Here is a 26,127-nt window from a genome sequence, read left to right as displayed (position 1 = left end):
GAGGTGTACGCGGCATCGTATGCGGTACGGCGCTCGCGGAGGGCGGCGGGTTGAGGCGGGTTTCCCCGCGTACGGGCAGGTGGCGGGGACCCGCCGCGGGGCGCCTGCGGGCGCCGTGGGGCTCCAGTGGGCTGCGCACCGATTCCCGGGCCGGGCCCGCGCCGTTCGCCCGAAGTGCGGACGGCGGGAGGTTGACGCCGGCTCCGCGCCAGGGCCGGGACGGCGGTGAACGGGGGCGGGCGCGGCGGTCCTGGAGAGCGCGGCAGGTGGCGGGGAGGGGGCGAGGGGTGCCGCGGGCGGTGCTAGTCCCTGTCTGGCAAATCCCGCCTGCGTCTCGGGGTACCGCCCACGCGCGCCTGCGCGCTGTGGGGGAGCCCGCCCAGAGGGCGGACGGCGCTATGTGCCAGACAGGACCTAGGCGGGGCCCAGGACGGCGGCGATCAGGGCCGCGGTCGCGGCGGTCTCGGCGAGCGCGCCGAAGACGTCGCCGGTGACCCCGCCGAGGCGCCGTACGCAGTGGTGCCGCAGCAGTTCGGCGGCGGCCAGTCCCGCGGCGACCGCGAGCGCGGTGTGCAGCGCCGCGTACGGGCCGGAGACGAGCCCGGCCGCCGCGGCGAGGACGGCGGTGGCAACCGCCGCGCAGGCGACGGCCGTACGTGCGGACAGCACCCCCGCCACCGCGGCGCCCAGCCCCTCCGGGCGGGCCGGCGGCACGCCGGTGCGGGCGGCGAGGGTGAGGGCCGCGCGGGCGGCGACGGCGGCGGCGGTGACGGCGACCGCGGCGCGGATCCTGGAGCCGTCGCCGTACAGCTCGGCCACCGCGGCGACCTGCCCGAGCAGCACCAGCAGCAGCGTGATCACCCCGAACGGGCCGATGTCGGACCGCCGCATGACCGCCAGCGCCCCGGCGGCAGGCCGCCCGCTGCCCAGCCCGTCGGCGGTGTCGGCGAGCCCGTCGAGATGCAGCCCGCGCGTCAGCACGGCCGGCACGGCGACGGTGACCACGGCGGCGACGGCCGCCCCGGCCCCCGCGAGCAGCAGCAGCCGGCCGACCCCGGCGGCGAGTGCGCCGAGCACGAGCCCGACGAGGGGCGCGGTGAGCATGCCGCCGCGCGCGGCGGCGCGGTCCCAGCGGTGGACGCGCACGGGCAGGGCGGTGAGGGTCCCGAAGGCAAACCGCAGGTCGTCGAGGGGAGTTGAGCCGCGCGCGTCCGCGGAGGTGCGGCTACCGGACGGGCTCGGGGCGTCGGCGTCCGAGCGGTCGTGGATGGCCGGGTGGGGCGGCGGGGCCGGGTCCGGCGGGCAGGAGGCTTCGAGCGGCCCGGCGGCGTCGCGGCGCTCCGCGCGCTCCGCCGGGGCCGGCCCCCCGTCCCGGCCCGGGGGATCGGTCCGGCCCGCCGCCGGGTCGGGGGTGACCGGCGGCTCGGCGGTGTCCGCCTCGTCCGGGGGCTCGGGCCTGGGTGCGTCCGGGTGTCCGGGCCGACTCGCCTCGGCTGTCGGGCCGGGGCCCTCGGTCCCGTATGACTTGAGCCCGGCCTCGTCCGGGGCGTCCTTGCCCGGGCCGTCGGCCGGGTCTGCGGTCCCGGGCGAGGCCGCGGCCCGCCCCGGTGCGTCCGGGTGTCCGGGCCGGTCCGGCGCGGCTGCCGGGCCGGGCCCGGCGGGCTCGTCCGATGCGTTCGCCCGTCCCGTGCCCCCGGCTCCCGGCGGGTTCGCCGCGTCAGGTGATGTCGTCAACCGCTTCCTCGGCCGCGGTGTCCTGGCCGGGCGTGTGCTCCGGCAGGTCCGCCCACAGTTCCGCCGCCGCCTGGAGGAACGGCAGGGCCAGCAGGGCGCCGGCGCCCTCGCCCGTCGTCACGCCGTGGTCGAGCAGCGGGTCGATCGCGATGCGGTCCAGCGCCTTCTCCTGCGCCGGCTCGCCGCTCGCCTGGCCGGCCAGCCACCAGTCCGGCGCCCGGAACGCCACCCGCTGCGCGACCAGCGCCGCCGCCGCCGAGACCACCCCGTCGAGCACCACCGGCGTGCGGCGTACCGCCGCCTGCAGCAGGAAGCCCGTCATCGCGGTGAGGTCCGCGCCGCCGACCGTGGCGAGCAACTGCAACTGGTCGCCCAGCACCGGCCGGGCGCGGCGCAGCGCGTCGCGGATCGCCGCGCACTTGCGCATCCAGGCCAGGTCGTCGATGCCCGCGCCGCCGCGGCCGGTGACCACCGAGGCGTCGGTGCCGCAGAGGGCCGCGACGATCGCGCCCGCCGCCGTGGTGCCGCCGACGCTGAGGTCGCCGAGGAGCAGCAGGTCCGTACCGGAGTCGGCCTCTTCGTCCGCGACCGCCATGCCGGCCCGGAACGCCTCCTCGGCCTCCTCCGCCGTCAGGGCGTCCTCGACGTCGATACGGCCCGACCCGCGGCGTACGCGATGGCGGGTGACCTCCTTCGGCAGCGACTCCGGGTCGCAGTCGAGCGCCATGTCGACGACCCGCAGCCCGGCGCCGAAGCGGCGGGCGAGGATCGCCGAGGCGCTCCGGCCGTCGAGCGCGGCGCGGGCCAGCGCGTCGGCGGTGCCCGCAGCGCGGCCCGAGACGTCCAGCTCGGCGACGCCGTGGTCGCCGGCGAAGAGCACCAGGCGCGCCGCCGCGACCGGCTTGGCCGGCACGCCGCCCTGCGCCGCCGTCAGCCACTCGCCGAGGTCGTCCAGGCGGCCGAGCGCGCCGGGGCGCGGGCCGTGGGTCGCCCGCCACTCCTCGGCATCCCGGCGGATGGCCGAGTCGGGGCGGTCGATGTCGTTGATGAAGTCGTCCAGATTCAGGCCGCTCACGGGCGCAGATTACCCGCAGGGCGCGCCGCCGACTCCGCTGCCCCCGAGGTTGGCCGCCCGGGAACGGGCCGCCAACCTCGGGGGCAGCGCCGCTCCGGCGCATCTTCGCCGCGGCAGCGCGGACCGGTGCCCGGGCGGTTGGTCCGTATCCGGTCCGGAATCGGAACGGGCGGTGCGGGATGGAGTGGCTGCCCCGGGCCCGCGGGTCCGTCGTACCCGCAGAATCGATTACCCCCGGAGGACCTGCACCTGCCCCGCCACCACCAGCAGCACCTGCTCGCACTCCGCCGCCACCCCCGCGTTCAGCCGGCCCAGCTCGTCGCGGAACAGCCGGCCCGCCGGGGTGGCGGGGACGACGCCCGAGCCGACCTCGTTGCTGACGGCGACGACCGTGCGGCGGGTGGCGCGTACCGCCGCGACCAGCTCGTCGACCCGCGGCCGTACGTCGCCGCCCTCCCACGCCCCCGCCCGGTCCATGGCGTCCGTGAGCCACAGCGACAGGCAGTCGATCAGCAGTGGCGGCGCGCCGTCCGCGGCGAGCAGCGGCACCAGGTCGCAGGTCTCGGTGGTACGCCAGCTCGCCGGCCGGCGCTCGCGGTGGACGGCGACCCGCGCCGCCCACTCGGCGTCCCCGTCGCGGGTGCCGCCGGTGGCCGCGTACTCGACCTCGGGGAACGCCGCGAGCCGCCGCTCCGCCTCCACCGACTTGCCCGATCTGGCGCCGCCGAGGACCAGCGTGCGCCGTGGCACGACGGGGCTGTCCGGGCCGTGTCCCGCGACGAGGCTCACCCCGTCCGGTACGGCCCTGGCCCCCGCGGCGGCGAGCCGGCGGTGCAGCTCGGGCCCCGGCGGCGGGGTCGGCCCTGAGGCGTCGCCCGAGTGGCCGCCGAGGTGGACGGCGACGACGTCGGTGGCTGCGGCGACGGCGCCGTGGGCGCGGAGCCGGGCGAGCGCGTCGGGGCGCCCGCAGACGTCGAGCAGCACCAGGTCGTACGGCTCCACAGCACTTTCGAGGCCCGCCGGCGCAGCCCCCGGCGGCAGATACAGCAGCCGCCGCCCGCCGGGCCCGGTGATCTCGTACCCGGTGCCGGGGCGGTCGACCGCGACGGCCCGCACCCGGTGCCCGCTGATCAGCGTCACCTCCTGCCCCTCCGGCGCCCGCGAGGGCGCCGGCACGCCGGCCGGGGGCGCCAGGGCCGGGCCGTCGTGCGGGTGGCTGAGCAGCACCTGCATGACGCCGGACAGCGTCCGCCCGGCGCGCGCAGCGGCGAGCGCGGCGCCGGGCGTGAGGTCGAGCAGCACGATGCCGTCCACCAGGACGGACGTCGCGGCCCGTGCCTCGGGCCCGACGGCGGCGGCGCACGCCGCGCAGGGGCAGCCGGGGCGCGGCAGCCCGGCGGGCGCGCCGGTGCCGAGGAGGGTGATGTCCACGCCCCGATCGTCTCGCGAGGGGCGGTCCCGCGCCCGGGCGGGGCGGCGCTTCAGCGCTCTCGGTTACGCTGCCAGCGCACTATCCGGCGTGGGACGGAGGCAGTCATGGCAGCGTGGACCTGGCGGTTCGAGAAGGCCGACGGCACGGAGACGACCCCGGCGGTGGAGCCGGAGGACTTCACGACCCAGGGTGACGCCGAGTCGTGGCTCGGCGAGGTCTGGAAGGAGCTGCTGGCGGGCGGCGTCGAGCAGGTCAGGCTGCTGGAGGACGGGGCCGAGGTGTACGGCCCGATGAGCCTGGCGGCGGCCGAGGGCGCGTAGCGGCCGGCCCGGCACCCGGGCGGCGGCGTTCGGCTCGTACGGGCGTACGCGGCGGTCTCCGCCCCGTACGCCCGTCGGCGTCAGGGCCGCTCGCCCCGCTTCACCTGCGGCTTCGGCAGCCGCATCCGGCGAAGCTGCAGCGTGCGCATCAGCGCGTACGCCCGGGCGCCGCGGTGGCTCTCGTCCGGGAAACGCGCCTTGAGCTGCTTCTTCACCTGCACGGAGATCGCGATCGAGTCGAAGACGATCAGCACGATCACGAACAGCCACAGCAGCAGCGAGATGTTCTTCAGCCCCGCCGACGGCGTGATGCTGAGCAGGAGGATGACGATGGCCAGCGGCAGGAAGAACTCCGCCACGCACCACCGCGAGTCCACGTAGTCCCGCACGAACTTGCGCACCGGGCCCTTGTCGCGCGCGGGCAGGTACTTCTCGTTGCCCGAGGCCAGCGCCTCGCGCTGGCGGGCCATGTCGGCCCTGCGCGTCTCCCGCGCGCGCTTCGACGCCTCCTTGCGCGTCACCGGCGTCTTGGCCATGGCGCGGCGCTGCGCCTGCGAATCGCTGCGCTTGGGCGTGGGCCTGCCCTTGGGCGCCTCGGCCGGACGCACATGCTTCGACTCCACCGCGCTCACCTCGGGCTCAGTGGACTGGTCATCCTTGGAACGGCTTCCGAACACAAGCCCAAGAATAGGGGCTCCCGGGTGTACGACCCAGAGCGAGGGGGAACGATCCGGCAACGGCGTGCGTGTCACTACCTGTGGGGGCGCGCGAACCGGGAGCCCCTACGGTCGTCTACTCCCTGGGCGGGAGGGCGGACCCCCCGCGGTTCGTCCCACAGGAGGAGCGCATTGGCGCCCAGGCAGTGCGGTAATAGAAGCGGGGCCCGTACTGTGGGTTCTGCAGAGTATGTGCCGAGGCTGAAGTCCGTCAGAAGGGGGCGCGCGAGGCCCATGAGCGGTGTCATGAAGCGGATGGGGATGATCTTCCGCGCGAAGGCCAACAAGGCCCTGGACCGGGCCGAGGACCCGCGCGAGACCCTCGACTACTCCTACCAGAAACAGCTTGAGCTGCTCCAGAAGGTGCGCCGGGGCGTCGCCGACGTGGCGACGTCGCGCAAGCGCCTGGAGCTCCAGCTCGGCCAGTTGCAGAACCAGTCCGCCAAGCTGGAGGACCAGGGCCGCAAGGCCCTCGCCCTCGGCCGCGAGGACCTGGCGCGCGAGGCGCTGTCCCGCAAGGCGGCGCTGCACCAGCAGGTCACCGACCTGGAGACGCAGCACCAGACGCTCCAGACCGAGGAGGAGAAGCTCACCCTCGCCGCCCAGCGGCTGCAGGCCAAGGTGGACGCCTTCCGGACGAAGAAGGAGACCATCAAGGCCACGTACACCGCGGCGCAGGCGCAGACCCGGATCGGCGAGGCGTTCTCGGGTATCTCCGAGGAGATGGGCGACGTCGGCCTGGCCGTGCAGCGCGCCGAGGACCGTACGGCGCAGATGCAGGCCCGCGCCGGCGCGATCGACGAGCTGCTGGCCTCGGGTGCGCTGGACGACCCGACGGGGATGGCGAAGGACGACATCTCCGCCGAGCTGGACCGCCTCTCCGGCGGCGCGGACGTCGAGCTGGAGCTGCAGCGCATGAAGGCCGAGCTGGCGGGCGGCCCCGCCGAGCAGCAGCAGGCGATCGAGGGCGGCCAGCAGGGCGCCCAGACGCCGCCGCAGCAGCAGGCTCCGCCGCAGGACGCCCCGCGGTTCGACAAGCAGTGACTGCCCCGCGACGGGCTCGGAAGAACGGGAGAAAGCCGTGATCGTACGGATCATGGGGGAGGGTCAGGTGAAGCTGGACGACAGCCACTTCGCCGAGCTCGACAAGCTGGACGACGAACTGCTCGCCGAGATGGAGGGCGGTGACGAGACCGGCTTCCGGCGGACCCTCGGCGCCCTGCTGGACGCCGTGCGCTCGCTGGGCACCCCGCTGCCGGCCGACGCGCTGGAGCCCTCCGAGCTGATCCTCCCGGGGCCCGACGCCTCCCTGGAGGAGGTCAGGGAGATGCTCAGCGACGACGGCCTCATCCCCGGCTGACTCCCGGCACAGCACCACGTACGCCTCGGCCGCTCCCCGCCCCGGTCGTCAGGACCGGGGCCGGCCCTCCTCTGCACCCCATGCTCCCGTGACCCCACTCGCCGCTCTGCCCCGCTGGCTGCGGGCGCACCCCCTCGCGGCCGACGCCCTGCTGGCGGCGGTCGCGCTCGCCGCCATCCTCATCAGCTCCGTGTACCCCGACCGCGGGGCGAACGCGCCGCCGCCCGCCGACCTCGGCCCCGCCGAGGTGGTGCTGGCGACCGCGGCCTGCGCCGTCCTCGTGCTGCGCCGGCGGGCGCCGTGGGCCGTGCTCGCCGCCACGATGACGCTGACCATCGCGCACGTCATCGCCTCCGCGGGCGACCCGCGCTCGCCGATCGCGCTGAGCGTCGTGGTCGCCCTCTACACCGTCGCCGCCCGCACCGACCGGCACACCACCTGGCGCATCGCGCTGCTCACCATCGGGGTGCTGACGTTCGCGATGATGCTCTTCGGCGACCGCCCCTGGTACGCGGACGAGAACCTCGGGGTCTTCGCCTGGACCGGGATGGCCGCGGGCGTCGGCGACGCCGTGCGCAGCCGCCGGGCCGTGGTCGACGCCATCCGCGAGCGCGCCGAGCGGGCCGAGCGGACCCGGGAGGAGGAGGCGCGGCGGCGGGTCGCGGAGGAGAGGGTACGGATCGCGCGCGAGCTGCACGACGTCGTCGCGCACCACATCGCGCTGGTCAACGTCCAGGCGGGGGTGGCCTCGCACGTGATGGAGAGCCGCCCGGACCAGGCCAAGGAGGCGCTGGCGCACGTACGCGACGCCAGCCGCACGGCGCTGGAGGAACTGCGCACCACGGTGGGGCTGCTGCGCCAGTCCGGCGACCCGCACGCGCCCACCGAGCCCGCGCCGGGGCTGGCGATGCTGACGGAGCTGGTGGAGGGGTTCGTCCGGGCGGGCACGCCGGTGTCGGTGGAGGTCGCCTCGGAGCTGGGCCCCCGCAGGACGGCGGTGACGACGCGGGTGGAGCGGGCGGCCGAGGTGATCGGCGGGCTGCCGGCGGCGGTGGACCTGGCCGCGTACCGGGTGCTCCAGGAGGCGCTGACGAACGTGCGCAAGCACGCGGGGGCGGAGGCGCACGCGGTGGTGAGCCTGGCGCGGGAGGCGGACGAGCTGGAGGTCGTGGTCCGCGACGACGGCCCCGGCGCGGCCGGCACCGGACCGGACGGCGGCGGGAAGGACGGCGCCGCGGGGGACGCGGACGGCGGGAGCGCGGGCGGGCTCGGGCTCGTCGGCATGCGCGAGCGCGCCGCCGCGCTGGGCGGCCGGTGCACGGCGGGGGAGCGTACGGACGGCCGGACGGGCTTCGAGGTACGGGTGCGGTTGCCGCTGCGGGTGACCGCGGACGCGGACACGGGCGGCGCCCCCGCCGCCGGCGGCCCGGGCACGGCCCGGGCGCCGCGGGAGCGGGAGGCGAACGGGAGGCGGGCGTCCGGCTGTCTGCGCCGCGCGCCCGGTGAGGCGATGAAGGAGCAGGGGTGAGCGAGGTCCCGCCGCCGCGGACGCGGCCGATCCGGGTGGTGCTTGCGGACGACCACGCGCTGATGCGCAGCGCGTTCCGCGTCCTGGTCGACTCGGAGCCGGACATGGAGGTCGTCGGCGAGGCGGGCGACGGCGCGGAGGCGGTGCGGGTCGTCCGCGAGACGGGCGCGGACCTGGTGCTCATGGACATCCGGATGCCCGGCACCGACGGCCTGACCGCCACCCGCACGATCTCCGAGGACGACGGCCTCGGCCACGTGCGCGTGGTCATCCTCACGACCTTCGAGGTCGACGAGTACGTCATCGAGGCGCTGCGCGCGGGCGCCTCCGGCTTCCTCGGCAAGGGCGCGGAGCCCGGCGAGCTGCTGGCCGCGATCCGGGTGGCCGCGGACGGCGACGCGCTGCTGTCGCCCACGGCGACGAAGGGGCTCATCGCCCGCTTCCTGGCGGGCGGCGACACCCCGCCGGGCGGCACGGCCGACGCCACCGGACGCGCGGAGGCGACGGACCGCCTCGGCGCGCTGACGAGCCGGGAGCGCGAGGTACTGGGGCTCGTCGCCCGCGGCCTGGCCAACGACGAGATCGCCCGCCAGCTTCAGGTCAGCCCGCTGACGGTGAAGACGCACGTCAACCGCACGATGGCCAAACTGGGCGCCCGCGACCGGGCTCAACTGGTGGTCCTGGCCTACGAGTCGGGCCTCGTCCGCCCCGGCAGCTAGGGCCCGTATCCGCTACAGGAGCAGGCCCGACGGGAGGTACGGCGTCGGCGGGCGCATGCCCCGTACGCAGATGTAACCCCGCGTCGTCAGCTGCAGCCCCGCCGCCAGCCCCACGTCGACCGCCCACTCCTGATCGGCCGTCAGGTGCCCGACCTCCGCCGCCGCCCCCGGAGCGAGGCTCAGCAGCGCCGCCGTCAGCAGCCGCGCCGCGATCCGCCGCGACGTGGCCGCCAGCAGCTCCACCCGGCCGTCACGCAGGTACGCGTACCCGCTGCCGGCGAGGTCGTCGGCGACGATGCACTGGAAGTGCCGCAACAACTCGGTGTGGTCCGGGCCGTGGGCGCCGCCGCGCAGCCTGCGGTCCACGGAGTCCATGAGGTCCCGCTGCCCCGGCCCGCCCTCGACGACCGCGCCGGTCGGCGGTTCGAGACCGGCGTGGTCGACGGTGCCGCGCAGCCGCATGGCGGGGTGCAGGGTGAAGCCCGCGCTGCGGTAGGCGCGGGCGGCGTGCGGGTGGCGGGAGCCGCAGATGAGGCCGCGCAGGCAGCCGCGCCCGTACGCGAGCGTGCGCGCCAGCAGCGCCTTGCCGAGCCCCTTGCCCTGCGCCTCCGGCGTGACGACCAGCAGCGAAAGACCCCAGGTGCCCTCGCGTCTGGTGGACAGCGCCGCGCCCAGCGGCCGGCCGGTGTCGTCCATGGCCAGCCAGCAGCCGCTGGGGTCGGTGCGCGCCAGGTGCCGTACGACGCTGCGCAGGAGGATCGCGCTGCTCTCGTCCCGTTCCTCAGCCGGGTCGCCCTTGGCGGCGTGCGAGGCGGCGAACGCGGCGTAGGCGGTGGAGCGTACGGCCTCGGCGTCGTCCTTCGAGTCGCGGACCTGGCGCAGGATCATGAGGTCAATCCTCTGCCCTGCGCCGGGCCCGCGTCACCCCCCGCATCCGGCCGTCAGGGCAGCGCCAGCATCCGCTCCAGCGCGAGCTTGGCGTACTCCTCGGTCTCCTCGTCGACCTCGATGCGGTTGACGAGCTTGCCGTCGGCCAGCGACTCCAGCGCCCAGACCAGGTGGGGCAGGTCGATGCGGTTCATCGTGGAGCAGAAGCAGACGGTGCGGTCGAGGAAGACGATCTCCTTGTCGGGGTGCTGCTTCGCCAGCCGGCGGACGAGGTTCAGCTCCGTGCCCACGGCCCACTTCGAGCCCGCGGGGGCCGCGTCGAGGGCCTTGATGATGTGCTCGGTGGAGCCGACCTGGTCGGCGGCGGCGACCACCTCGTGCTTGCACTCGGGGTGGACCAGCACGTTCACGCCGGGGATGCGCGCGCGTACCTCCTCGACCGAGTCGAGCGAGAAGCGGCCGTGCACGGAGCAGTGCCCGCGCCACAGGATCATCTTCGCGGCGCGCAACTGCTCCGCGGTCAGGCCGCCGTCCGGCCGGTGCGGGTTGTAGACGACGCAGTCGTCGGGGGTCAGGCCCAGGTCGCGTATCGCGGTGTTGCGGCCGAGGTGCTGGTCGGGCAGGAACAGCACCTTGCCCGCGCCGGCGGGGCGCTGGTCGAACGCCCAGTCCAGGGCCCGCTCGGCGTTGGAGGAGGTGCAGATGGTGCCGCCGTGCCGGCCGGTGAACGCCTTGATGTCCGCGGAGGAGTTCATGTACGAGACGGGGACGGTGACGTCCGCCACACCGGCCTCCGTGAGCACGTCCCAGCACTCGGCCACCTGTTCGGCGGTGGCCATGTCGGCCATGGAGCAGCCGGCCGCCAGGTCGGGCAGGACGACCGCCTGGGCGTCGGAGGTGAGGATGTCCGCGGACTCGGCCATGAAGTGCACGCCGCAGAAGACGATGTACTCCGCCTCGGGGCGGGCGGCGGCCTGCTGCGCGAGCTTGAACGAGTCGCCGGTCACGTCGGCGAACTGGATGACCTCGTCGCGCTGGTAGTGGTGGCCGAGAACGAAGACCTTCTCGCCGAGCCGTTCCTTGGCGGCGCGGGCGCGCTCGACCAGCCCGGGGTCCGAGGGGGCGGGCAGATCGCCCGGACAGTCGACGCCGCGCTCGCTGGAGGGGTCCGCCTCCCGCCCGAGCAGCAGCAGGGCGAGGGGCGTGGGGGTCACATCAAGGTCCTGGGCGGTGGTCACAGCGCACTCCACCCTTTCTCTTCGGCTCTCGGCGGGCTGCCGGCGCAATCCATTTTCGTCATATTGACGTTATTAATCATATCCCCTTCGCGTCAGGTTGACGATGGTGCTCGCGTCAATGTGACGAATGCCGCGCGCGGGTCCGGGACCGGTCCGTACGCCCTCCTCCGACCTTGGGCGGATGACCCGAAGTGGTGGCGTATGCGAGCATGAGGGGAGCAAGAAAGCGCGCCCCCGGCCGGAATGAATCGGGAGCGCGGCCGGTTGGACTCGATCGGCAAGCAGTCCACAACCCGGGAGACATGCGAATGACCGTTCAGGGCGAGACCACCGCAGTCGACGGCATCATTCTGTCCGACGCCGCTGCGGCGAAGGTCAAGAGCCTGCTGGAGCAGGAAGGCCAGCCGGATCTCAAGCTCCGCGTCGCCGTTCAGCCGGGTGGCTGCTCGGGCCTGCGCTACCAGCTCTTCTTCGACGACCGCGACCTCGACGGCGACGTCGTCAAGGACTTCGGTGGCGTCTCGGTCGTGACCGACCGGATGAGCGCCCCCTATCTGACCGGCGCGTCCATCGACTTCGTCGACACCATCGAGAAGCAGGGCTTCACGATCGACAACCCGAACGCCACCGGCTCCTGCGCCTGCGGCGACTCCTTCAGCTGAGGAGCCCGCCCGGAGCGCACGACGGGCCGCCGGCGCGTACCGGCATGAGGAAGGCGGCGGAAACCCCCACGGTTCCGCCGCCTTCCGCTTGTGTGGGCGTTGCCGCCCGGCGTGGCACGTTCCTCCTGCCTACTTGGCGGCCACCCGCTCTCCCGTTCGCGCGTCCACGACCTTGCGGCCGTCGAGCGGTGCGGACAGCTCCACCGTCTCCGTGAAGCGCTTCGCGATCTGGATGCAGACCTTGCCCGGCTCGTCCTCGCCGGTGAGCCGCACCGTCACCGCGCCGTCCGACTCGTCGGCGGTCGCCGCGTACTCGGTGCACACACCGCCCCAGTAGTGCAGCTTCAGGGTGCGCCCGGTCACCGAGTACGACTCGATGGCCACGGGGCTCCCCGCCGCACCGCCGCGGCTCTCGGGCTCCTCGGCGGGCGCGGACGACGGCGGCTGCGCGGGCTCGGCGGGCTCCACCTGACCGGGCGAACCCGTCCCCGAGTCGCTGCTCTCCGACGGCGCGGGGCTGCCGGGCCGGCCGGCGGAGCCGCCGCCGGCGGTGGGCTCGGCGCCCGGGGCGGACGTCGGCGGGGCCGGCTCGGGGACCGCCGGCGCGCTCGGTTCCGCGGTGGTGACGTACTCCGGCGCGACGGCCAGTTGCGGCCAGACGACCGTGCCCGGCTTGCCGCCGTGGAACGGGGTCGGCGAGTCGCTCGTCACCTGGAACAGCCAGGACGGCACCAGCACCGGCCGCCCCTCCACCGACTGCGCGGAGAGCCCGAACTCGGCCCCGCGCACCTTGGTCGGCGCCATCTTGCCGAGGCACGGGTCGACCTTGCCGGCCGGCGGCTTGCCGGGTCCCGTGCCCTTCTCGTACGGCACCGCCGAGGCGCATGCCGGAGCGACCGCCGGCTCCTCGCCGCTGCCGCCCGCGGGCTTCTTCAGCTCCTGGAACGCCGCGTCCGCCGTGATCACCGGGTACGTGTCCGCCTCGGCGGGATCGACCAGGTAGCCGTTGCCGCCGGTCACCTGCCCGTCCCCGCCTATCTGCAGCGACGTCTGCCAGCCCGTCGTCGGCAGCCCGCCGACGACCGGCTCGGCCGTCACCGTACGCACCGCGCCGAACGGCTCGGCCGCCGCCACCTCGGCGTCCTCCTGGCCCACCGCCGCGAGCACCGGCTCGGCGGCTTTCTTCGCCGCGGCCGCCGGCGCCGGGTCGCCCTGCGCGTCGCGCGGGGTGACGGGGGCCGCGCACGCGGACGTCACCGCTGCGTCCGGGTCGCCGCCGTCCTGCTCCGCCGGCAGCGGGAGGTCGCAGGCGGTGCCGCCGTACTGCTGGTACGTCCAGGCGCCCGGCGCCTCCGCCTGGACCTGGAGCAGCGGCCCCTGCCCGTCGCGCGAGACGCCGACGCGCCAGCCGCCGCCCTCCTCGCGGGGCTTGCCGTCCATCCCCAGCGCCGCCGCGAGCCGCGCCACGTCGGCGGCCCCGACCCGGCCCGCGGGCTCGAACACCGGCGCCTCGTCCGGCCCTTCCGGCAGCTCGCCGACGAGCCGCAGCGGCGCGCTGCCACCCCTCGCCGCGGCCTCCATGGAGAGCCCGTCGAGCCGGAGCGGCGGCGGCTCGCCGCCGTCGGAGCCGGTGCCGCCGCCGTCGTCCGTCCGGTCCACCAGGTACGCGACCCCGCCGCCGGTGAGCATCACCGCGGCGGCGACGGCCGCGGCCACCAGCACACCGGGGCGGCGCCTGCCGCCGTCCGGGCGGCCGGGCTCGCCGGCGCCGCCCGGGTCTTCGGCGTCCCGGCCGTCAGGACCGGCCGCGCGGGCGTGCGCGGGCTCGGGCTCAGGCACGGGACCTGGGGTGTGCTCGGTGCTCACCGTCCGGCTCCTTCGTCGGGGATGCCGATGGGACGCCGGTCACGCGGATCCGGTTCCCTCCGGGGGGAGCCGACCGGGCGGCGGGGTCAGTCGCCGTACTCGGACATGCCGCGGAGCAGGTCCGCGGAGGCCGACGGCACCATGATCCGTGCCAGACCGCTGATCCGGTTGTCAGGCACGTGCCCCGCGGGGCTGTGCGGGTGGCCCGACCAGTGCGGCGCCATCCGGGCGCAGTCGGTGCGCAGCTCGGCGAGTCCGCCCTCCAGCTCCAGGGGCGCTGCGCTCGGGAAGGCTGACGACGGGAGGGGGGTGGCGGAGGCCCGCGAGTCCTTCTGCATATCTCGACCGTACGCACCCGCGGCGAGGAGTGGTAAGACCTACTATCAGGTAGTTTTGGCCGGGACGAACCCGTCCGGAGGCCGGTGTTCAGCCGGTAGCGTGAGCACTACCCGCGTTACCTGCCCCGCCTACAGGAGCGTACGCCGTGCATATTGCCGTTTCCGGCTCCATCGCGACCGACCATCTCATGACCTTCCCCGGTCGGTTCTCCGATCAGTTGGTCGCCGACCAACTGCACACCGTCTCGCTGTCGTTCCTCGTCGACAAACTGGACGTGCGCCGCGGCGGAGTCGGACCCAACATCTGCTTCGGCATGGGCCAGCTCGGCGCCCGCCCGATCCTCGTCGGCGCGGCCGGCGCCGACTTCGGCGAGTACCGCGACTGGCTGGACCGGCACGGGGTCGACACCGGCTCCGTCCGCATCTCCGAAGTGCTGCACACCGCGCGCTTCGTCGTCACCACCGACGCCGACCACAACCAGATCGGCTCCTTCTACACCGGCGCCATGAGCGAGGCCCGGTTGATCGAGCTGAAGACCGTCGCCGACCGCGTCGGCGGCCTCGACCTCGTCTCCATCGGCGCCGACGACCCCGAGGCGATGCTGCGCCACACCGAGGAGTGCCGCACCCGCGGCATCCCCTTCGCCGCCGACTTCTCGCAGCAGATCGCCCGCATGGAGGGCGACGGCATCCGCACCCTCACCGAGGGCGCGGCATTCCTCTTCTCGAACGAGTACGAGAAGGGGCTGATCGAGACCAAGACCGGCTGGGGCGACGAGGAGATGCTGACGCACGTCGCCACCCGCGTGACCACCCTCGGCGCCCGCGGCGTGCGCATCGACCGCGCCGGCGAGGAGCCGATCCTCGTCGGCTGCCCGGAGGAGGAGCGCAAGGCGGACCCCACGGGCGTCGGCGACGCCTTCCGGGCCGGCTTCCTGTCCGGGCTGAGCTGGGGCGTGAGCATGGAGCGGGCGGCGCAGCTCGGCTGCATGCTGGCGACGCTGGTCATCGAGACCGTGGGCCCGCAGGAGTACGAGCTGCGGCGCAGCAACTTCGTCGCCCGCTTCACCAAGGCGTACGGGCAGGATGCCGCCGCCGAGGTGCAGGAGCACCTGCCGGAGTCGGTGCAGGACTGACGTAGCAGGAGCAGCAGGAGCAGCAGGACCAGCAGTGCGGGCGCCCGGCGGGCAGGACCGGCCGGGCGCCCGCCGCGCGTGTCCCGTACGGACCGGCCGCCGCTCAGCTGCTGCGCCGCACCCGGTAGCCCGTGCCGCCGCCCGCAGCCGGCTCCTCGCCGACGTACTCCTGCCCGCGCATCTCGCACCACGCCGGGATGTCCAGCCGCGCCGCCTCGTCGTCCGACAGCACCAGCGCCGTGCCGCCCACCGGCACCCGGTCGAAGACCTTCGCCAGCTCCATGACGGGGATGGGGCAGCGCCGCCCGCGCGCGTCGACCACCAGCTCCCCGCCCGGCGCCTCCTCCGCCGCACCGCTCACGGGCGCGCCCAGCTCCGCCCGCACCCCGGTGACCGCGTCCTGCAGCGCCCGCAGGAAGCCCTCCACGTCCTCCACCGACGTCCCCTGCGGCAGCGACACGCGCACGTTGCCCTCCGACAACACCCCCATCGCCTTGAGCACATGGCTCGGCGTCAGGGTGCTCGACGTGCACGAAGATCCGGACGAGACCGAGAACCCCGCCCGGTCCAGCGCGTGCAGCAGCGCCTCCCCGTCCACGTACAGGCAGGAGAACGTCACCAGGTGCGGCAGCCGGCGCTCCGGGTCGCCGACCACCTCCACGTCCGCGACCGTCTCCGGCACCCGCGCGCGGATCCGGTCCACCAGCGCCCGCAGCCTCGCGTCCTCGGCCTCCGCCTCCCCGCGTACGGCGCGCAGCGAGGCGGCGGTCGCGACGATCGCCGGGATGTTCTCGAAGCCGGGCGCGCGGCCCGACTCCCGCTCGTCCGCCGGGCCCGCGGGCGCGAAGCGCGTGCCCTTGCGCACCGCGAGCAGCCCCACGCCGGGCGGGCCGCCCCACTTGTGCGCGCTCGCCGCCAGCAGCGACCACGGCCCCGCGGTACGTCCCCAGCCCAGCGACTGCGCCGCGTCCACCAGCAGCGGCACCCCGGCGGCCCGGCACTCCTCGGCCGCCTCGGCGACCGGCTGCTCGGTGCCCACCTCGTGGTTGGCCGACTGCAGACAGGCCAGCGCGGTATCGGGGCGCAGCACCTCGGCGTACGCCCCGGGCGCCACCCGGCCGCCGCGGTCCACCGGCACGTACGTCACGTCCCCGCCCGCCGCCTGGTGGCCCTCCGCCGCATGCAGGACCGCGGAGTGCTCGACCGACGAGACGACGAGGTGCCGCCCGGTGCGGCGGCGGCCCGTCAGCGCCCCGGCGATGCCGTCGTGCAGCGCGCGCGTACCCGAGGACGTGAACACCAGCTCGTCCGGGCGGCAGCCGACGAGGTCCGCGGTGGTCTCGCGCGCGGCGTCCAGCAGCCGGCGCGCCCGGCGGCCCTCCCGGTACAGCCGGGCCGGATCGGCCCAGCCCTCGTCGAGCGCGGCGAGCAGGGCCTGCCGGGCGATCGGGTGAAGGGGCGCGGACGACGCGGCGTCGAAGTACGGCACGCGACCACGCTATCCCCTGGTCCGCGCCGCCGGGCCCGCGACGCCTGCGCCCGGGACGGGCCCCGACGGGGGACCGGCGGGACCGAGTTGACGGCCGCCGCCATGCCATAGGAGTGCCCCCGGCGCGCCAGGGCACCCTCCCCGAGCGACCCCAAATGGCGTCCAGTAGGGTTTGGTCCGCGTAAACATCCAAACCTGCTGCCCGCGCGCCCGAAGGGACCGTGGGCGAGACTCTCGGGAAGGCGCTACGTGAGTCACAACGGCTCCGACCTCCCCCGCGGCCACAAGGCGGCCGCGGGAGGTACCCGCTCGCCGCGGCGCACGATGCGGCGAAGGCTGCCGCAGGCGCTGGCCGCGGGCCTGGTCCTGGTCACCCTCTCCGGCTGTACCTACAAGGACTTCCCCCGCCTGGGCATGCCCACGCCGGCCACCGAGGAGGCGCCGCGGATCCTCTCCCTGTGGCAGGGATCCTGGGCGGCCGCCCTGGCCGTCGGGGTCCTCGTCTGGGGCCTGATCCTGTGGAGCGTCATCTTCCACCGCCGCTCCAGGACCAAGGTCGAGGTCCCGGCCCAGGTCCGGTACAACCTGCCCATCGAGGCGCTGTACACGGTCGTCCCGCTGATCGTCGTGGCGGTGTTCTTCTACTTCACCGCGCGCGACGAGAGCAAGCTGCTGGAGACCTCGGAGAAGCCGGACCACGTGATCAACGTGGTCGGCTACCAGTGGAGCTGGGGCTTCAACTACCTGGAGAACCTGGACGGCGACGCCGCCACGCCGGCGAAGCGGCCCAAGGAGCTCGACGCCATCCCCGACCGGGACTTCAAGGCCGTGCCGAAGGGCGCCGAGGGCGTCTACGACTACGGCGTACCGGCCAGCGAGAACCAGCAGACCGGCAACCCGGGCCCCACGCTGGTCCTCCCCAAGGGTGAGACGGTCCAGTTCGTGCTGACCTCCCGGGACGTCATCCACTCCTTCTGGGTGGTGCCGTTCCTGATGAAGCAGGACGTCATCCCCGGCCACACCAACGTCTTCGAGGTGACCCCCAACAAGGAGGGCACCTTCCTGGGCAAGTGCGCCGAGCTGTGCGGCACGGACCACTCCCGGATGCTCTTCAACGTGAAGGTGGTCTCCCCGGAGAAGTACCAGGAGCACCTGCAGAAGCTGGCCGACAAGGGCCAGACCGGGTACATCCCGGCGGGCATCCCCCAGACCGACGCCGCTAGGAATGCGGAGACCAACTACCAATGAGCATCCTCAACGAACCCCAGGGTGCGGCGGCCGCAGGCGCGGGCGAAGACGCATACGAGGACGAGGTGCCCGCGCGCCGCCGCCAGCCCGGCAACGTCGTGGTCAAGTGGCTGACGACCACCGACCACAAGACGATCGGCACGCTGTACCTGGCGACGTCGTTCTTCTTCTTCATCATCGGCGGCGTCCTGGCGCTGTTCATGCGCGCCGAGCTGGCCCGGCCGGGCACGCAGGTGATGAGCAACGAGCAGTTCAACCAGGCGTTCACGATGCACGGCACGATCATGCTGCTGATGTTCGCGACGCCGCTCTTCGCGGGCTTCGCGAACTGGATCATGCCGCTGCAGATCGGCGCGCCCGACGTGGCGTTCCCGCGGCTGAACATGTTCGCGTACTGGCTGTACCTCTTCGGGTCGCTGATCGCCGTGGCCGGCTTCATCACCCCGCAGGGCGCGGCCGACTTCGGCTGGTTCGCGTACACGCCGCTCTCCGACGCGGTGCGCTCGCCGGGCGTCGGCGCCGACATGTGGATCATGGGTCTGGCGCTCTCCGGCTTCGGCACCATCCTCGGCTCGGTCAACTTCATCACGACCATCATCTGCATGCGGGCGCCCGGCCTGACGATGTTCCGCATGCCGATCTTCACCTGGAACGTGCTGCTCACCGGTGTGCTGGTGCTGCTCGCCTTCCCGGTGCTGGCCGCCGCGCTGCTCGCGCTGGAGGCGGACCGCAAGTTCGGGGCGCACATCTTCGACCCGGCGAACGGCGGTGCGCTGCTCTGGCAGCACCTCTTCTGGTTCTTCGGGCATCCAGAGGTGTACATCATCGCGCTGCCGTTCTTCGGCATCATCTCCGAGGTCATCCCGGTCTTCAGCCGCAAGCCGATGTTCGGCTACATCGGCCTGGTGGCCGCCACGATCTCCATCGCCGGCCTGTCCGTGACCGTGTGGGCGCACCACATGTACGTGACAGGTGGCGTACTCCTACCGTTCTTCGCGTTCATGACGATGCTGATCGCGGTGCCAACAGGAGTGAAGTTCTTCAACTGGATCGGCACGATGTGGAAGGGATCACTGAGTTTCGAAACACCGATGCTCTGGTCCATCGGCTTCCTCGTGACGTTCGCCTTCGGCGGTCTGACCGGTGTCATCCTGGCCTCGCCGCCGCTGGACTTCCACGTCTCCGACTCGTACTTCGTGGTGGCCCACTTCCACTACGTGGTCTTCGGCACCGTCGTCTTCGCGATGTTCGCGGGCTTCCACTTCTGGTGGCCCAAGTTCACCGGCAAGATGCTCGACGAGACGCTCGGGAAGATCACCTTCTGGACGCTGTTCATCGGCTTCCACGGCACGTTCCTGGTGCAGCACTGGCTGGGCGCCGAGGGCATGCCCCGGCGGTACGCGGACTACCTCGCGGCCGACGGCTTCACCGCCCTGAACACCTTCTCGACGATCAGCTCGTTCCTGCTCGGCATGTCGATGCTGCCGTTCTTCTACAACGTGTGGAAGACCGCCAAGTACGGCAAGAAGATCGAGGTCGACGACCCGTGGGGCTACGGCCGCTCGCTGGAGTGGGCCACGTCCTGCCCGCCGCCGCGGCACAACTTCACCTCGCTGCCGCGCATCCGGTCCGAATCGCCGGCCTTCGACCTGCACCATCCCGAGATCGCGGCGGCCCAGGTCGGGCACGGCCACGGCGCCGGTGACAAGACGCTCGTCGGCGGCGGCAGCGAAGGGGAAGCGAAGTGAAGATCCAGGGCCACATGTTCGGCTGGCTCGCCGCCTTCGTCCTGGTCGCGGCGATCGTCTACGGCTACTGGTCGAAGGAGCCGGTCGGCACCACCGCGCTGTTCCTGGCCTTCGGCCTGACCGCGATGATCGGGTACTACCTGGTCTTCACGGCCCGCCGGGTCGACACCGGGGCGCAGGACAACAAGGAGGCGGAGGTCGCCGACGACGCCGGCGAGCTGGGCTTCTTCAGCCCGCACAGCTGGCAGCCGCTGTCGCTGGCCATCGGCGGCGCGCTCGCCTTCCTCGGCATCGTCCTCAACTGGTGGCTGCTGTACTTCTCCATCCCCGTGATCCTGGTCGGCCTCTACGGCTGGGTCTTCGAGTACTACCGCGGGGCGGACCAGAACCAGTAGCGCACTACAGCACAGCTCCACCGACGGGGCCGCGGCACGCCGAACGGGTGCCGCGGCCCCCTCGTATGGCCCACACACCGCGCGTCGCGTGGAGCATCTGCCTAGCGTGTGATCATGAGCCAAACGCCCCATCGCCGCACGGCAGTCAGTTGTTCCCTGCTGTTGGTCGCCCTCGCCCCGGGACTCGCCGCCTGCGGCGCCGGCGGCCATCCGCTGGCCCGCGAACCGGGAGAGCCCGCCGGCCGGATCACGCTGGCCGGCCTCGCCGACGACAGCGGTCTCGCCGACCCCTCGGAGGACCTGGAGGTCACCGCCCAGGGGCAGGCCCGCATCACGGACGTCACGGCCGTGGACGAGAGCGGCCGGTACGTACGCGGCCGGCTGTCCGACGACGGCCACACCTGGCGCAGCACCGTGCCGCTGGCCGCCCGGTCCCGGTACAGCGTCGAGGTGAGCACCGAGAACGACGACGGCACGCCCGGCCGCAAGCGGCTGACGTACCGCACCTCCAAGGTCAAGACGAAGAAGCCGATGAAGGTCGAGCTGGGCCCGGACAAGGGCACGTACGGCGTCGGCCAGCCGCTCACGGTCAAGCTGAACCGGGCCGTGAAGACCCAGGCGGAGCGGGCCGTCGTCGAGCGCGGGCTGAAGGTCAGCTCGACCCCCGTGGCCCAGGGCGCCTGGTACTGGGTCGGCGACAAGGAACTCCACTACCGTCCCAAGGAGTACTGGCCCGCGGGCGCCCGGGTCCGGCTGGAGAGCCGGCTGGAGGGCGTCAAGGTACGCGAGGGCGTCTACGCGAGCGCCGCGAAACCCCTCGAACTGAAGATCGGCGACCGCATCGAGGCGGTCACCGACGCCTCCGCGCACGAGATGACCGTGTACCGCAACGGAAAAGAGATCAACACCATCCCGGTCACCACCGGCAAGGCGGGCTTCGAGACCCGCAACGGCAAGAAGGTGGTGCTGGAGAAGCAGTCGAGCGTCCGGATGACCGGCGCCAGCATCGGCGTCGGCGGCACCGGGGAGGACTACGACCTCCAGGTGTCCTGGGCGACCCGCGTCACCTGGAGCGGCGAGTACGTGCACGCCGCCCCCTGGTCCGTGGGCTCGCAGGGCGCCGCCAACGTCAGCCACGGCTGCACCGGGATGAGCACCGACGACGCCGCCTGGTTCTTCAAGACCGTACGGCCGGGCGACATCGTGGAGGTCGTCAACAGCTACGGCGAGGACATGGCTCCGTTCGGCAACGGCTTCGGGGACTGGAACCTCTCCTGGACCAAGTGGCAGGAGGGCAGTGCCCTGACGCCCGGCGTACGCGGCGGCGGCGGCCCCTCCGAGGCGGGCCGGCTGCGGCCCGGGGTCTGAGCCGCCCGCCGAGCGGTACGGCCCGGCGGGGGAGCGCCGGGTCCTCCGGCGCCGGCCCTCTCAGGCGCGTACGGCCAGCCGCAGCCGCAGCACTTCCGCCAGACCGTCCGCGAGCGCCGCCGGGTCGACCGGGTGGGCCACGGTGGCCTCCGCCCGGCTCCAGGTCGCCAGCCAGGCGTCCTGCGGGCGGCCGATGACCAGCAGGACGGGCGGGCACTGGAAGATCTCGTCCTTGATCTGCCGGCACACGCCCATGCCGCCGGCGGGCACCGCCTCGCCGTCGAGCACGCAGGCGTCGATGCCGCCCCGCTCCAGCTCCGCCAACACGGCCGGGAACGTGGCGCACTCGACGTACTCCACCGGCGGCAGGTCCGCCGCGGGGCGGCGGCCGGCGGCGAGCCGGACCTGCTCGCGCGTGTTCGCGTCGTCGCTGTAGACCAGTACGTTGACCGGTCCTGCGGCCGTCGACTCCATGGTTCCTCCGGTGGTTCTCGGGCACCGCTCTCACCGCGGATGCTACTCCGCCCGGGGTGCGGCGGTGCAGTCCAGGGCCCCTCTACGGCGCCTCTGCGGCGCCCTGACACTCCGAACGGCACCCCCGGAGTGAGGCGGAGATAAGGGACCGACATAATGTCGGACGTGGCGACAGCAACAGCAGCAGTAGAGACCGGGCACGCGCACCCGTCGGTCAACCGGCCGAACCTCACCAGCGTCGGAACCATCATCTGGCTGAGTTCCGAGCTGATGTTCTTCGCGGCCCTCTTCGCGATGTACTTCACCCTGCGTTCGGTGATGGGAGCGGACTACTGGAAGGAACAGTCCGAGGCCCTGAACGTTCCGTTCGCGCTCGGCAACACCACGATCCTGGTGCTCTCCTCCCTCACCTGCCAGCTCGGCGTGTTCGCCGCCGAGCGGGGTGACGTGAAGAAGCTGCGCATGTGGTTCACGGTGACCTTCATCATGGGTGCCGTCTTCATCGCCGGGCAGGTCACCGAGTACGTGGAGCTGGTGAAGCACGAGGGCATCTCGCTCTCCTCCGGCCCGTACGGCTCGGTGTTCTATCTGACCACCGGCTTCCACGGCCTGCATGTGACGGGCGGTCTGATCGCCTTCCTGCTGGTCCTGGGACGCACCTACGCGGCCAGACGGTTCACGCACCAGCAGGCGACCGCCGCGATCGTGGTGTCCTACTACTGGCACTTCGTCGACGTGGTCTGGATCGGCCTCTTCGCCACGATCTACTTGATCAAGTAACCGGCCGGGGAGCCGGCACCGAGAAGCACACCGACGCTGAAGATCCTGATACCGGGGTAATCCGTGAAAAAGCTCTCCGCACGACGGCGCCATCCGCTGGCGGCGCTCGTCGTCCTACTCATCGCGCTGGCGGCCACCGGGGGGCTGTACGCCACATTCGCGCCCACGGGTAAGGCGCAGGCCGACGAGACCAGCGCCCAGTCCCTCGCCGTCGAAGAGGGACAGAAGCTCTTCCGGGTCGGCTGCGCGAGCTGCCACGGCACCGGTGGGCAGGGCTCCAGCGACGGCCCCAGCCTCGTGGGCGTCGGCGCGGCTGCGGTGGACTTCCAGGTCTCCACCGGCCGGATGCCCCTGCAGCAGCAGGGCGCCCAGGCGCCGAAGAAGCCGAGCGTCTACACCCAGAAGGAGATCGACCAGCTCGCCGCGTACGTCGCCTCCCTGGGTCCGGGCCCTGCGGTCCCCGAGGAGAGCCAGTACGACCCGGCGGGCGGCGACGTCGCCCGCGGCGGTGACCTGTTCCGTACCAACTGCGCGCAGTGCCACAACTTCACCGGCAAGGGCGGCGCCCTGACGGACGGCAAGTACGCGCCGAACATCGACGGCGTCGATCCGAAGCACATGTACGAGGCGATGCAGACGGGGCCGCAGAACATGCCGTCCTTCCCCGACAAGCTGCTGACCACCTCGGACAAGCAGGACATCATCGCCTACCTCGACGAGGTCGGCGGCGACGAGGCCGAGTCGCCCGGTGGCTTCAGCCTCGGCGGCCTCGGCCCCGTGAGCGAGGGTCTGTTCGCCTGGGTCTTCGGGCTCGGCTCCCTCGTCATCCTGACGATCTGGATCACCGCCCGCTCTGCAAAGGCCAAGAAGTCATGAGTAGCCAGCCTGGCTCCGAGAACGAGAACAACGGCGAGCACCTGCCGACCGTCCGGGAGGGCGAGGAGAGCGGGGGCGTCGCGGTCGAGGAGCGCGACCCGTTCGCCAACCCCGGCCTGCCGCCGCACGAGCCGCGCAAGCAGGACATCGACGAGCGGGCCGCCAAGCGCTCCGAGCGCACCGTCTCGCTCCTCTTCACGGTGTCGATGCTGGCGACCGTCGGCTTCATCGCCTCGTTCGTCGCGATCGACGTCGACAAGATCGTCTACATCTTCCCGCTCGGCCACATCAGCGCGCTGAACTTCGCCCTCGGCGTCACCCTGGGCCTCGCGCTGTTCTGCATCGGCGCCGGCGCCATCCACTGGTCCCGCACGCTGATGTCGGACGTGGAGGTCATCCAGGAGCGGCACCAGATCGAGTCCTCCGAAGAGACCAAGGCCATCACCAAGGCCCAGTGGCGCCAGGGCACCGAGGAATCGGCGATCGGCAGCCGCAAGATCATCCGCCGCACCATGCTCGGCGCGCTCACGCTGGTGCCGCTCGCCGGCGTCGTGCTGCTGCGCGACCTCGGCCCGCTGCCGGGCACCAAGCTGCGCCACACCCTGTGGGGCAAGGGCAAGCTGCTCATCAACATGAACACCGACGAGCCGCTGCGCCCGGAGGACATCACCGTCGGTTCGCTCTCCTTCGCCAAGCCCGAGGGGCTGAAGGAAGGCGACCACAACTTCAACACCGAGATCGCCAAGGCGGCGCTGATGCTCGTCCGGATCCACCCGGGCGACATCAAGGACCAGAAGTCGGCGGACTGGGGACACGAGGGCATCCTTGCCTACTCCAAGATCTGCACGCACGTCGGTTGTCCCGTCAGCCTGTACGAGCAGCAGACGCACCACGTGCTGTGCCCGTGTCACCAGTCGACGTTCGACCTGTCCGACGGCGCGCGCGTGCTCTTCGGCCCGGCGGGCCACCCCCTGCCGCAGCTTAGGATCACGGTCAATGACGAGGGCTACCTGTACGCGCTCGGCGACTTCGACGAGCCGGTAGGCCCCAGCTTCTGGGAGCGCGGATGAGCACCACCACGACAGATACACGCCGCAAACCGCCCGGCAGAGGTGAGAAGGTCGCCGACTGGGCGGACGCCCGGCTGGGGCTGCACGCCGCCGGCCGCAAGAACATCCGCAAGGTGTTCCCCGACCACTGGTCCTTCCTGCTCGGGGAAGTGGCCATGTACACCTTCCTGATCGTGCTGCTGACCGGCGTGTACCTGACGCTGTTCTTCAAGCCGAGCATGGCGGAGATCACCTACCACGGCTCGTACGCGCCGATGAACGGCGTGCACATGACGGAGGCGTACGCCTCCACGCTGGACATCAGCTTCGACGTCCGCGGCGGGCTGCTCATCCGGCAGATCCACCACTGGGCCGCGCTGATCTTCATCGCCGCCATGGCGACGCACATGATGCGCGTCTTCTTCACCGGCGCGTTCCGCAAGCCGCGCGAGGTCAACTGGCTCTTCGGCTTCACGCTGCTGGTCCTCGGCTGCATCGCCGGCTTCACCGGCTACTCGCTGCCCGACGACCTGCTCTCCGGCACCGGCGTCCGCTTCATGGAGGGCGCGACGCTCGCCACCCCGGTGGTCGGCACCTACCTGGCGTTCTTCCTGTGGGGCGGTGAGTTCCCCGGGACGGACATCATCCCGAGATTCTTCGCCATCCATGTGCTCCTGGTGCCGGGCATCATGCTGGGGCTCTTCGTGCTCCACCTGATCCTGGTCTTCTACCACAAGCACACCCAGTTCGCGGGCTCCGGGAAGACCAACGACAACGTCGTGGGCGCACCCTTCATGCCGATCTACGTCGCGAAGGCGGGCGGGTTCTTCTTCGTCGTCTTCGGCGTGGTCGCCGTGATCGCGGGGATGTTCACCATCAACCCGGTCTGGGATCTCGGACCGTACCGACCGGATCTGGTCTCCACCGGAGCCCAACCGGACTGGTACATGGGCTGGACCGAGGGGCTGATCCGGTTCATGCCCGGCTGGGAATGGAACATTCCCGGCGGATACACGATCAACTTCGGGGTGTTCATCCCGCTGATGATCGTGGGTCTCGTCCCGATCGCGATGGTCGCCTACCCGTTCTTCGAGACCTGGGTCACCGGCGACCACCGCGAGCACCACACCCTGGACCGCCCGCGCAACGTGCCGACCCGCACCGCCTTCGGGGTGGCCTGGCTGACCTGGGTCTTCGTGCTGCTGATGGCCGGCGGCAACGACCTGTGGGCGACGCACTTCCACCTCTCGATCGAGTCGATCACGTGGTTCGTGCGGGTCTCCTTCTTCGTCGCCCCGGTGCTGGCCTTCTGGATCACCCGGCGCATCTGCCTCGGGCTGCAGCGGCGGGACCGCGAGAAGGTCCTGCACGGCCGGGAGACGGGCATCATCAAGCGGCTGCCGCACGGCGAGTTCATCGAGGTGCACGAGTCGCTGTCGCAGGACGAGATGCACAAGCTCACCGCGCACGACCAGTACGCGCCGCTGGAGCTCGGCCCGACGGTCGACGACAACGGCGTGGTGCGCAAGCAGAGCCCGGTGGCGAAGCTGCGGGCCAGGCTGTCGCAGGGCTACTACGGCGAGGCCGGCCAGATCGCGAAGCCGACCCGGCGCGAGTACGAGGAGATCACCAGCGGCCACGGGCACCACTAGGGCCTGTCCGCCGCCGGGCGATCACCGCCGGGGCCT

The 26,127-nt window shown here is 72.8% G+C and carries 25 protein-coding genes; 15 read left to right on the top strand and 10 right to left on the bottom strand.

Features of this window, described 5'->3' with window-relative positions:
- Positions 1 to 414: 414 nt before the first annotated feature.
- The 3 genes from OG946_RS08250 to OG946_RS08240 all read right to left on the bottom strand — a co-directional run bounded on the left by OG946_RS08250 (position 415) and on the right by OG946_RS08240 (position 4,240).
- The gene (locus OG946_RS08250; protein WP_442814595.1) at positions 415 to 1,269 is read right to left on the bottom strand and encodes an adenosylcobinamide-GDP ribazoletransferase; all 855 of its coding nucleotides are present in this window, start codon (positions 1,267 to 1,269) and stop codon (positions 415 to 417) included.
- A gap of 448 nt (positions 1,270 to 1,717) precedes the next feature.
- Complete coding sequence (locus OG946_RS08245) at positions 1,718 to 2,809, bottom strand: nicotinate-nucleotide--dimethylbenzimidazole phosphoribosyltransferase (protein ID WP_326795473.1); 1,092 nt, start codon at positions 2,807 to 2,809, stop codon at positions 1,718 to 1,720.
- Between the two features lie 228 nt (positions 2,810 to 3,037).
- Entirely contained in the window at positions 3,038 to 4,240 is a 1,203-nt protein-coding gene (locus OG946_RS08240; protein WP_326795472.1) for a bifunctional adenosylcobinamide kinase/adenosylcobinamide-phosphate guanylyltransferase, read from the bottom strand.
- Positions 4,241 to 4,345: 105 nt separating this feature from the next.
- Here OG946_RS08240 and OG946_RS08235 point away from each other — a divergent pair, with 105 nt between their 5' ends.
- Positions 4,346 to 4,561, top strand: coding sequence for a hypothetical protein (locus OG946_RS08235; protein WP_101424948.1), 216 nt, complete (start codon positions 4,346 to 4,348; stop codon positions 4,559 to 4,561).
- Between the two features lie 80 nt (positions 4,562 to 4,641).
- Here OG946_RS08235 and OG946_RS08230 read toward each other — a convergent pair whose 3' ends face one another.
- Positions 4,642 to 5,193 (bottom strand): DUF3043 domain-containing protein, encoded by a 552-nt coding sequence (locus OG946_RS08230; protein WP_326800184.1) that lies wholly within the window; start codon positions 5,191 to 5,193, stop codon positions 4,642 to 4,644.
- Between the two features lie 318 nt (positions 5,194 to 5,511).
- Here OG946_RS08230 and OG946_RS08225 point away from each other — a divergent pair, with 318 nt between their 5' ends.
- The 4 genes from OG946_RS08225 to OG946_RS08210 all read left to right on the top strand — a co-directional run bounded on the left by OG946_RS08225 (position 5,512) and on the right by OG946_RS08210 (position 8,884).
- On the top strand, positions 5,512 to 6,321 hold the full coding sequence (locus OG946_RS08225; RefSeq protein ID WP_101424950.1) for a PspA/IM30 family protein: 810 nt from the start codon (positions 5,512 to 5,514) through the stop codon (positions 6,319 to 6,321).
- A gap of 37 nt (positions 6,322 to 6,358) precedes the next feature.
- A complete protein-coding gene (gene pspAA, locus OG946_RS08220; RefSeq protein ID WP_326795471.1) occupies positions 6,359 to 6,637 on the top strand; it encodes a PspA-associated protein PspAA in 279 nt (92 codons plus the stop codon).
- 88 nt (positions 6,638 to 6,725) lie between these two features.
- Positions 6,726 to 8,165, top strand: coding sequence for a sensor histidine kinase (locus tag OG946_RS08215; protein WP_326795470.1), 1,440 nt, complete (start codon positions 6,726 to 6,728; stop codon positions 8,163 to 8,165).
- Positions 8,162 to 8,884, top strand: a complete 723-nt coding sequence (locus OG946_RS08210; RefSeq protein WP_326795469.1) for a response regulator transcription factor — start codon at positions 8,162 to 8,164, stop codon at positions 8,882 to 8,884. The genes OG946_RS08215 and OG946_RS08210 overlap by 4 nt, the downstream gene beginning before the upstream one ends.
- Before the next feature lie 12 nt (positions 8,885 to 8,896).
- Here the strand turns inward: OG946_RS08210 and OG946_RS08205 are convergent, their stop codons facing one another.
- Both OG946_RS08205 and nadA read right to left on the bottom strand, forming a co-directional pair.
- A complete protein-coding gene (locus OG946_RS08205) occupies positions 8,897 to 9,772 on the bottom strand; it encodes a GNAT family N-acetyltransferase (protein ID WP_326795468.1) in 876 nt (291 codons plus the stop codon).
- Positions 9,773 to 9,825: 53 nt separating this feature from the next.
- Positions 9,826 to 11,010 carry a quinolinate synthase NadA gene (gene nadA, locus OG946_RS08200; protein WP_326795467.1) on the bottom strand — a complete coding sequence of 395 codons (1,185 nt, stop codon included), beginning with the start codon at positions 11,008 to 11,010 and terminating at the stop codon, positions 9,826 to 9,828.
- Between the two features lie 308 nt (positions 11,011 to 11,318).
- Between nadA and erpA the strand changes: the two genes are divergently transcribed.
- Positions 11,319 to 11,672, top strand: a complete 354-nt coding sequence (erpA, locus tag OG946_RS08195) for an iron-sulfur cluster insertion protein ErpA (protein ID WP_018837629.1) — start codon at positions 11,319 to 11,321, stop codon at positions 11,670 to 11,672.
- A 129-nt stretch (positions 11,673 to 11,801) separates the two neighbouring features.
- On the opposite strand, the gene OG946_RS08190 is transcribed toward erpA, so the two are convergent.
- Together OG946_RS08190 and OG946_RS08185 are read right to left on the bottom strand one after the other, a co-directional pair.
- Positions 11,802 to 13,538, bottom strand: a complete 1,737-nt coding sequence (locus OG946_RS08190; RefSeq protein ID WP_326795466.1) for a hypothetical protein — start codon at positions 13,536 to 13,538, stop codon at positions 11,802 to 11,804.
- 86 nt (positions 13,539 to 13,624) lie between these two features.
- A complete protein-coding gene (locus OG946_RS08185; protein WP_326795465.1) occupies positions 13,625 to 13,876 on the bottom strand; it encodes a hypothetical protein in 252 nt (83 codons plus the stop codon).
- Between the two features lie 146 nt (positions 13,877 to 14,022).
- Here OG946_RS08185 and OG946_RS08180 point away from each other — a divergent pair, with 146 nt between their 5' ends.
- A complete protein-coding gene (locus OG946_RS08180) occupies positions 14,023 to 15,012 on the top strand; it encodes a carbohydrate kinase family protein (RefSeq protein ID WP_326795464.1) in 990 nt (329 codons plus the stop codon).
- Positions 15,013 to 15,115: 103 nt separating this feature from the next.
- Here the strand turns inward: OG946_RS08180 and OG946_RS08175 are convergent, their stop codons facing one another.
- The gene (locus tag OG946_RS08175) at positions 15,116 to 16,501 is read right to left on the bottom strand and encodes a cysteine desulfurase/sulfurtransferase TusA family protein (RefSeq protein WP_326795463.1); all 1,386 of its coding nucleotides are present in this window, start codon (positions 16,499 to 16,501) and stop codon (positions 15,116 to 15,118) included.
- A 249-nt stretch (positions 16,502 to 16,750) separates the two neighbouring features.
- Here OG946_RS08175 and ctaC point away from each other — a divergent pair, with 249 nt between their 5' ends.
- The 4 genes from ctaC (at position 16,751) to OG946_RS08155 (ending at position 21,260) form a co-directional block, all read left to right on the top strand.
- On the top strand, positions 16,751 to 17,749 hold the full coding sequence (gene ctaC / locus OG946_RS08170; RefSeq protein ID WP_326795462.1) for an aa3-type cytochrome oxidase subunit II: 999 nt from the start codon (positions 16,751 to 16,753) through the stop codon (positions 17,747 to 17,749).
- The gene (gene ctaD / locus OG946_RS08165) at positions 17,746 to 19,497 is read left to right on the top strand and encodes an aa3-type cytochrome oxidase subunit I (protein ID WP_101424962.1); all 1,752 of its coding nucleotides are present in this window, start codon (positions 17,746 to 17,748) and stop codon (positions 19,495 to 19,497) included. Before ctaC ends, ctaD begins: the two co-directional genes overlap by 4 nt.
- The gene (locus tag OG946_RS08160; RefSeq protein WP_047015330.1) at positions 19,494 to 19,892 is read left to right on the top strand and encodes a cytochrome c oxidase subunit 4; all 399 of its coding nucleotides are present in this window, start codon (positions 19,494 to 19,496) and stop codon (positions 19,890 to 19,892) included. The genes ctaD and OG946_RS08160 overlap by 4 nt, the downstream gene beginning before the upstream one ends.
- Before the next feature lie 114 nt (positions 19,893 to 20,006).
- Positions 20,007 to 21,260 (top strand): L,D-transpeptidase, encoded by a 1,254-nt coding sequence (locus OG946_RS08155; RefSeq protein ID WP_326795461.1) that lies wholly within the window; start codon positions 20,007 to 20,009, stop codon positions 21,258 to 21,260.
- Positions 21,261 to 21,320: 60 nt separating this feature from the next.
- On the opposite strand, the gene OG946_RS08150 is transcribed toward OG946_RS08155, so the two are convergent.
- On the bottom strand, positions 21,321 to 21,734 hold the full coding sequence (locus OG946_RS08150) for a hypothetical protein (protein ID WP_326795460.1): 414 nt from the start codon (positions 21,732 to 21,734) through the stop codon (positions 21,321 to 21,323).
- A 156-nt stretch (positions 21,735 to 21,890) separates the two neighbouring features.
- Between OG946_RS08150 and ctaE the strand changes: the two genes are divergently transcribed.
- From ctaE to qcrB, 4 genes are all read left to right on the top strand, one after another.
- Entirely contained in the window at positions 21,891 to 22,514 is a 624-nt protein-coding gene (gene ctaE, locus OG946_RS08145; protein ID WP_326795459.1) for an aa3-type cytochrome oxidase subunit III, read from the top strand.
- A gap of 63 nt (positions 22,515 to 22,577) precedes the next feature.
- On the top strand, positions 22,578 to 23,390 hold the full coding sequence (gene qcrC, locus OG946_RS08140) for a cytochrome bc1 complex diheme cytochrome c subunit (protein ID WP_047015327.1): 813 nt from the start codon (positions 22,578 to 22,580) through the stop codon (positions 23,388 to 23,390).
- Positions 23,387 to 24,460 carry a cytochrome bc1 complex Rieske iron-sulfur subunit gene (qcrA, locus tag OG946_RS08135; RefSeq protein ID WP_326795458.1) on the top strand — a complete coding sequence of 358 codons (1,074 nt, stop codon included), beginning with the start codon at positions 23,387 to 23,389 and terminating at the stop codon, positions 24,458 to 24,460. Before qcrC ends, qcrA begins: the two co-directional genes overlap by 4 nt.
- Positions 24,457 to 26,091, top strand: a complete 1,635-nt coding sequence (gene qcrB / locus OG946_RS08130) for a cytochrome bc1 complex cytochrome b subunit (RefSeq protein WP_326795457.1) — start codon at positions 24,457 to 24,459, stop codon at positions 26,089 to 26,091. Before qcrA ends, qcrB begins: the two co-directional genes overlap by 4 nt.
- Positions 26,092 to 26,127: the final 36 nt, after the last annotated feature.

Origin of the sequence: Streptomyces sp. NBC_01808, assembly GCF_035917395.1 — a bacterium.
Classification (GTDB): Bacteria; Actinomycetota; Actinomycetes; order Streptomycetales; family Streptomycetaceae; genus Streptomyces.
Note: the sequence above shows the minus strand (reverse complement) of the source record. Positions and strands in the feature narration are given on the sequence as shown.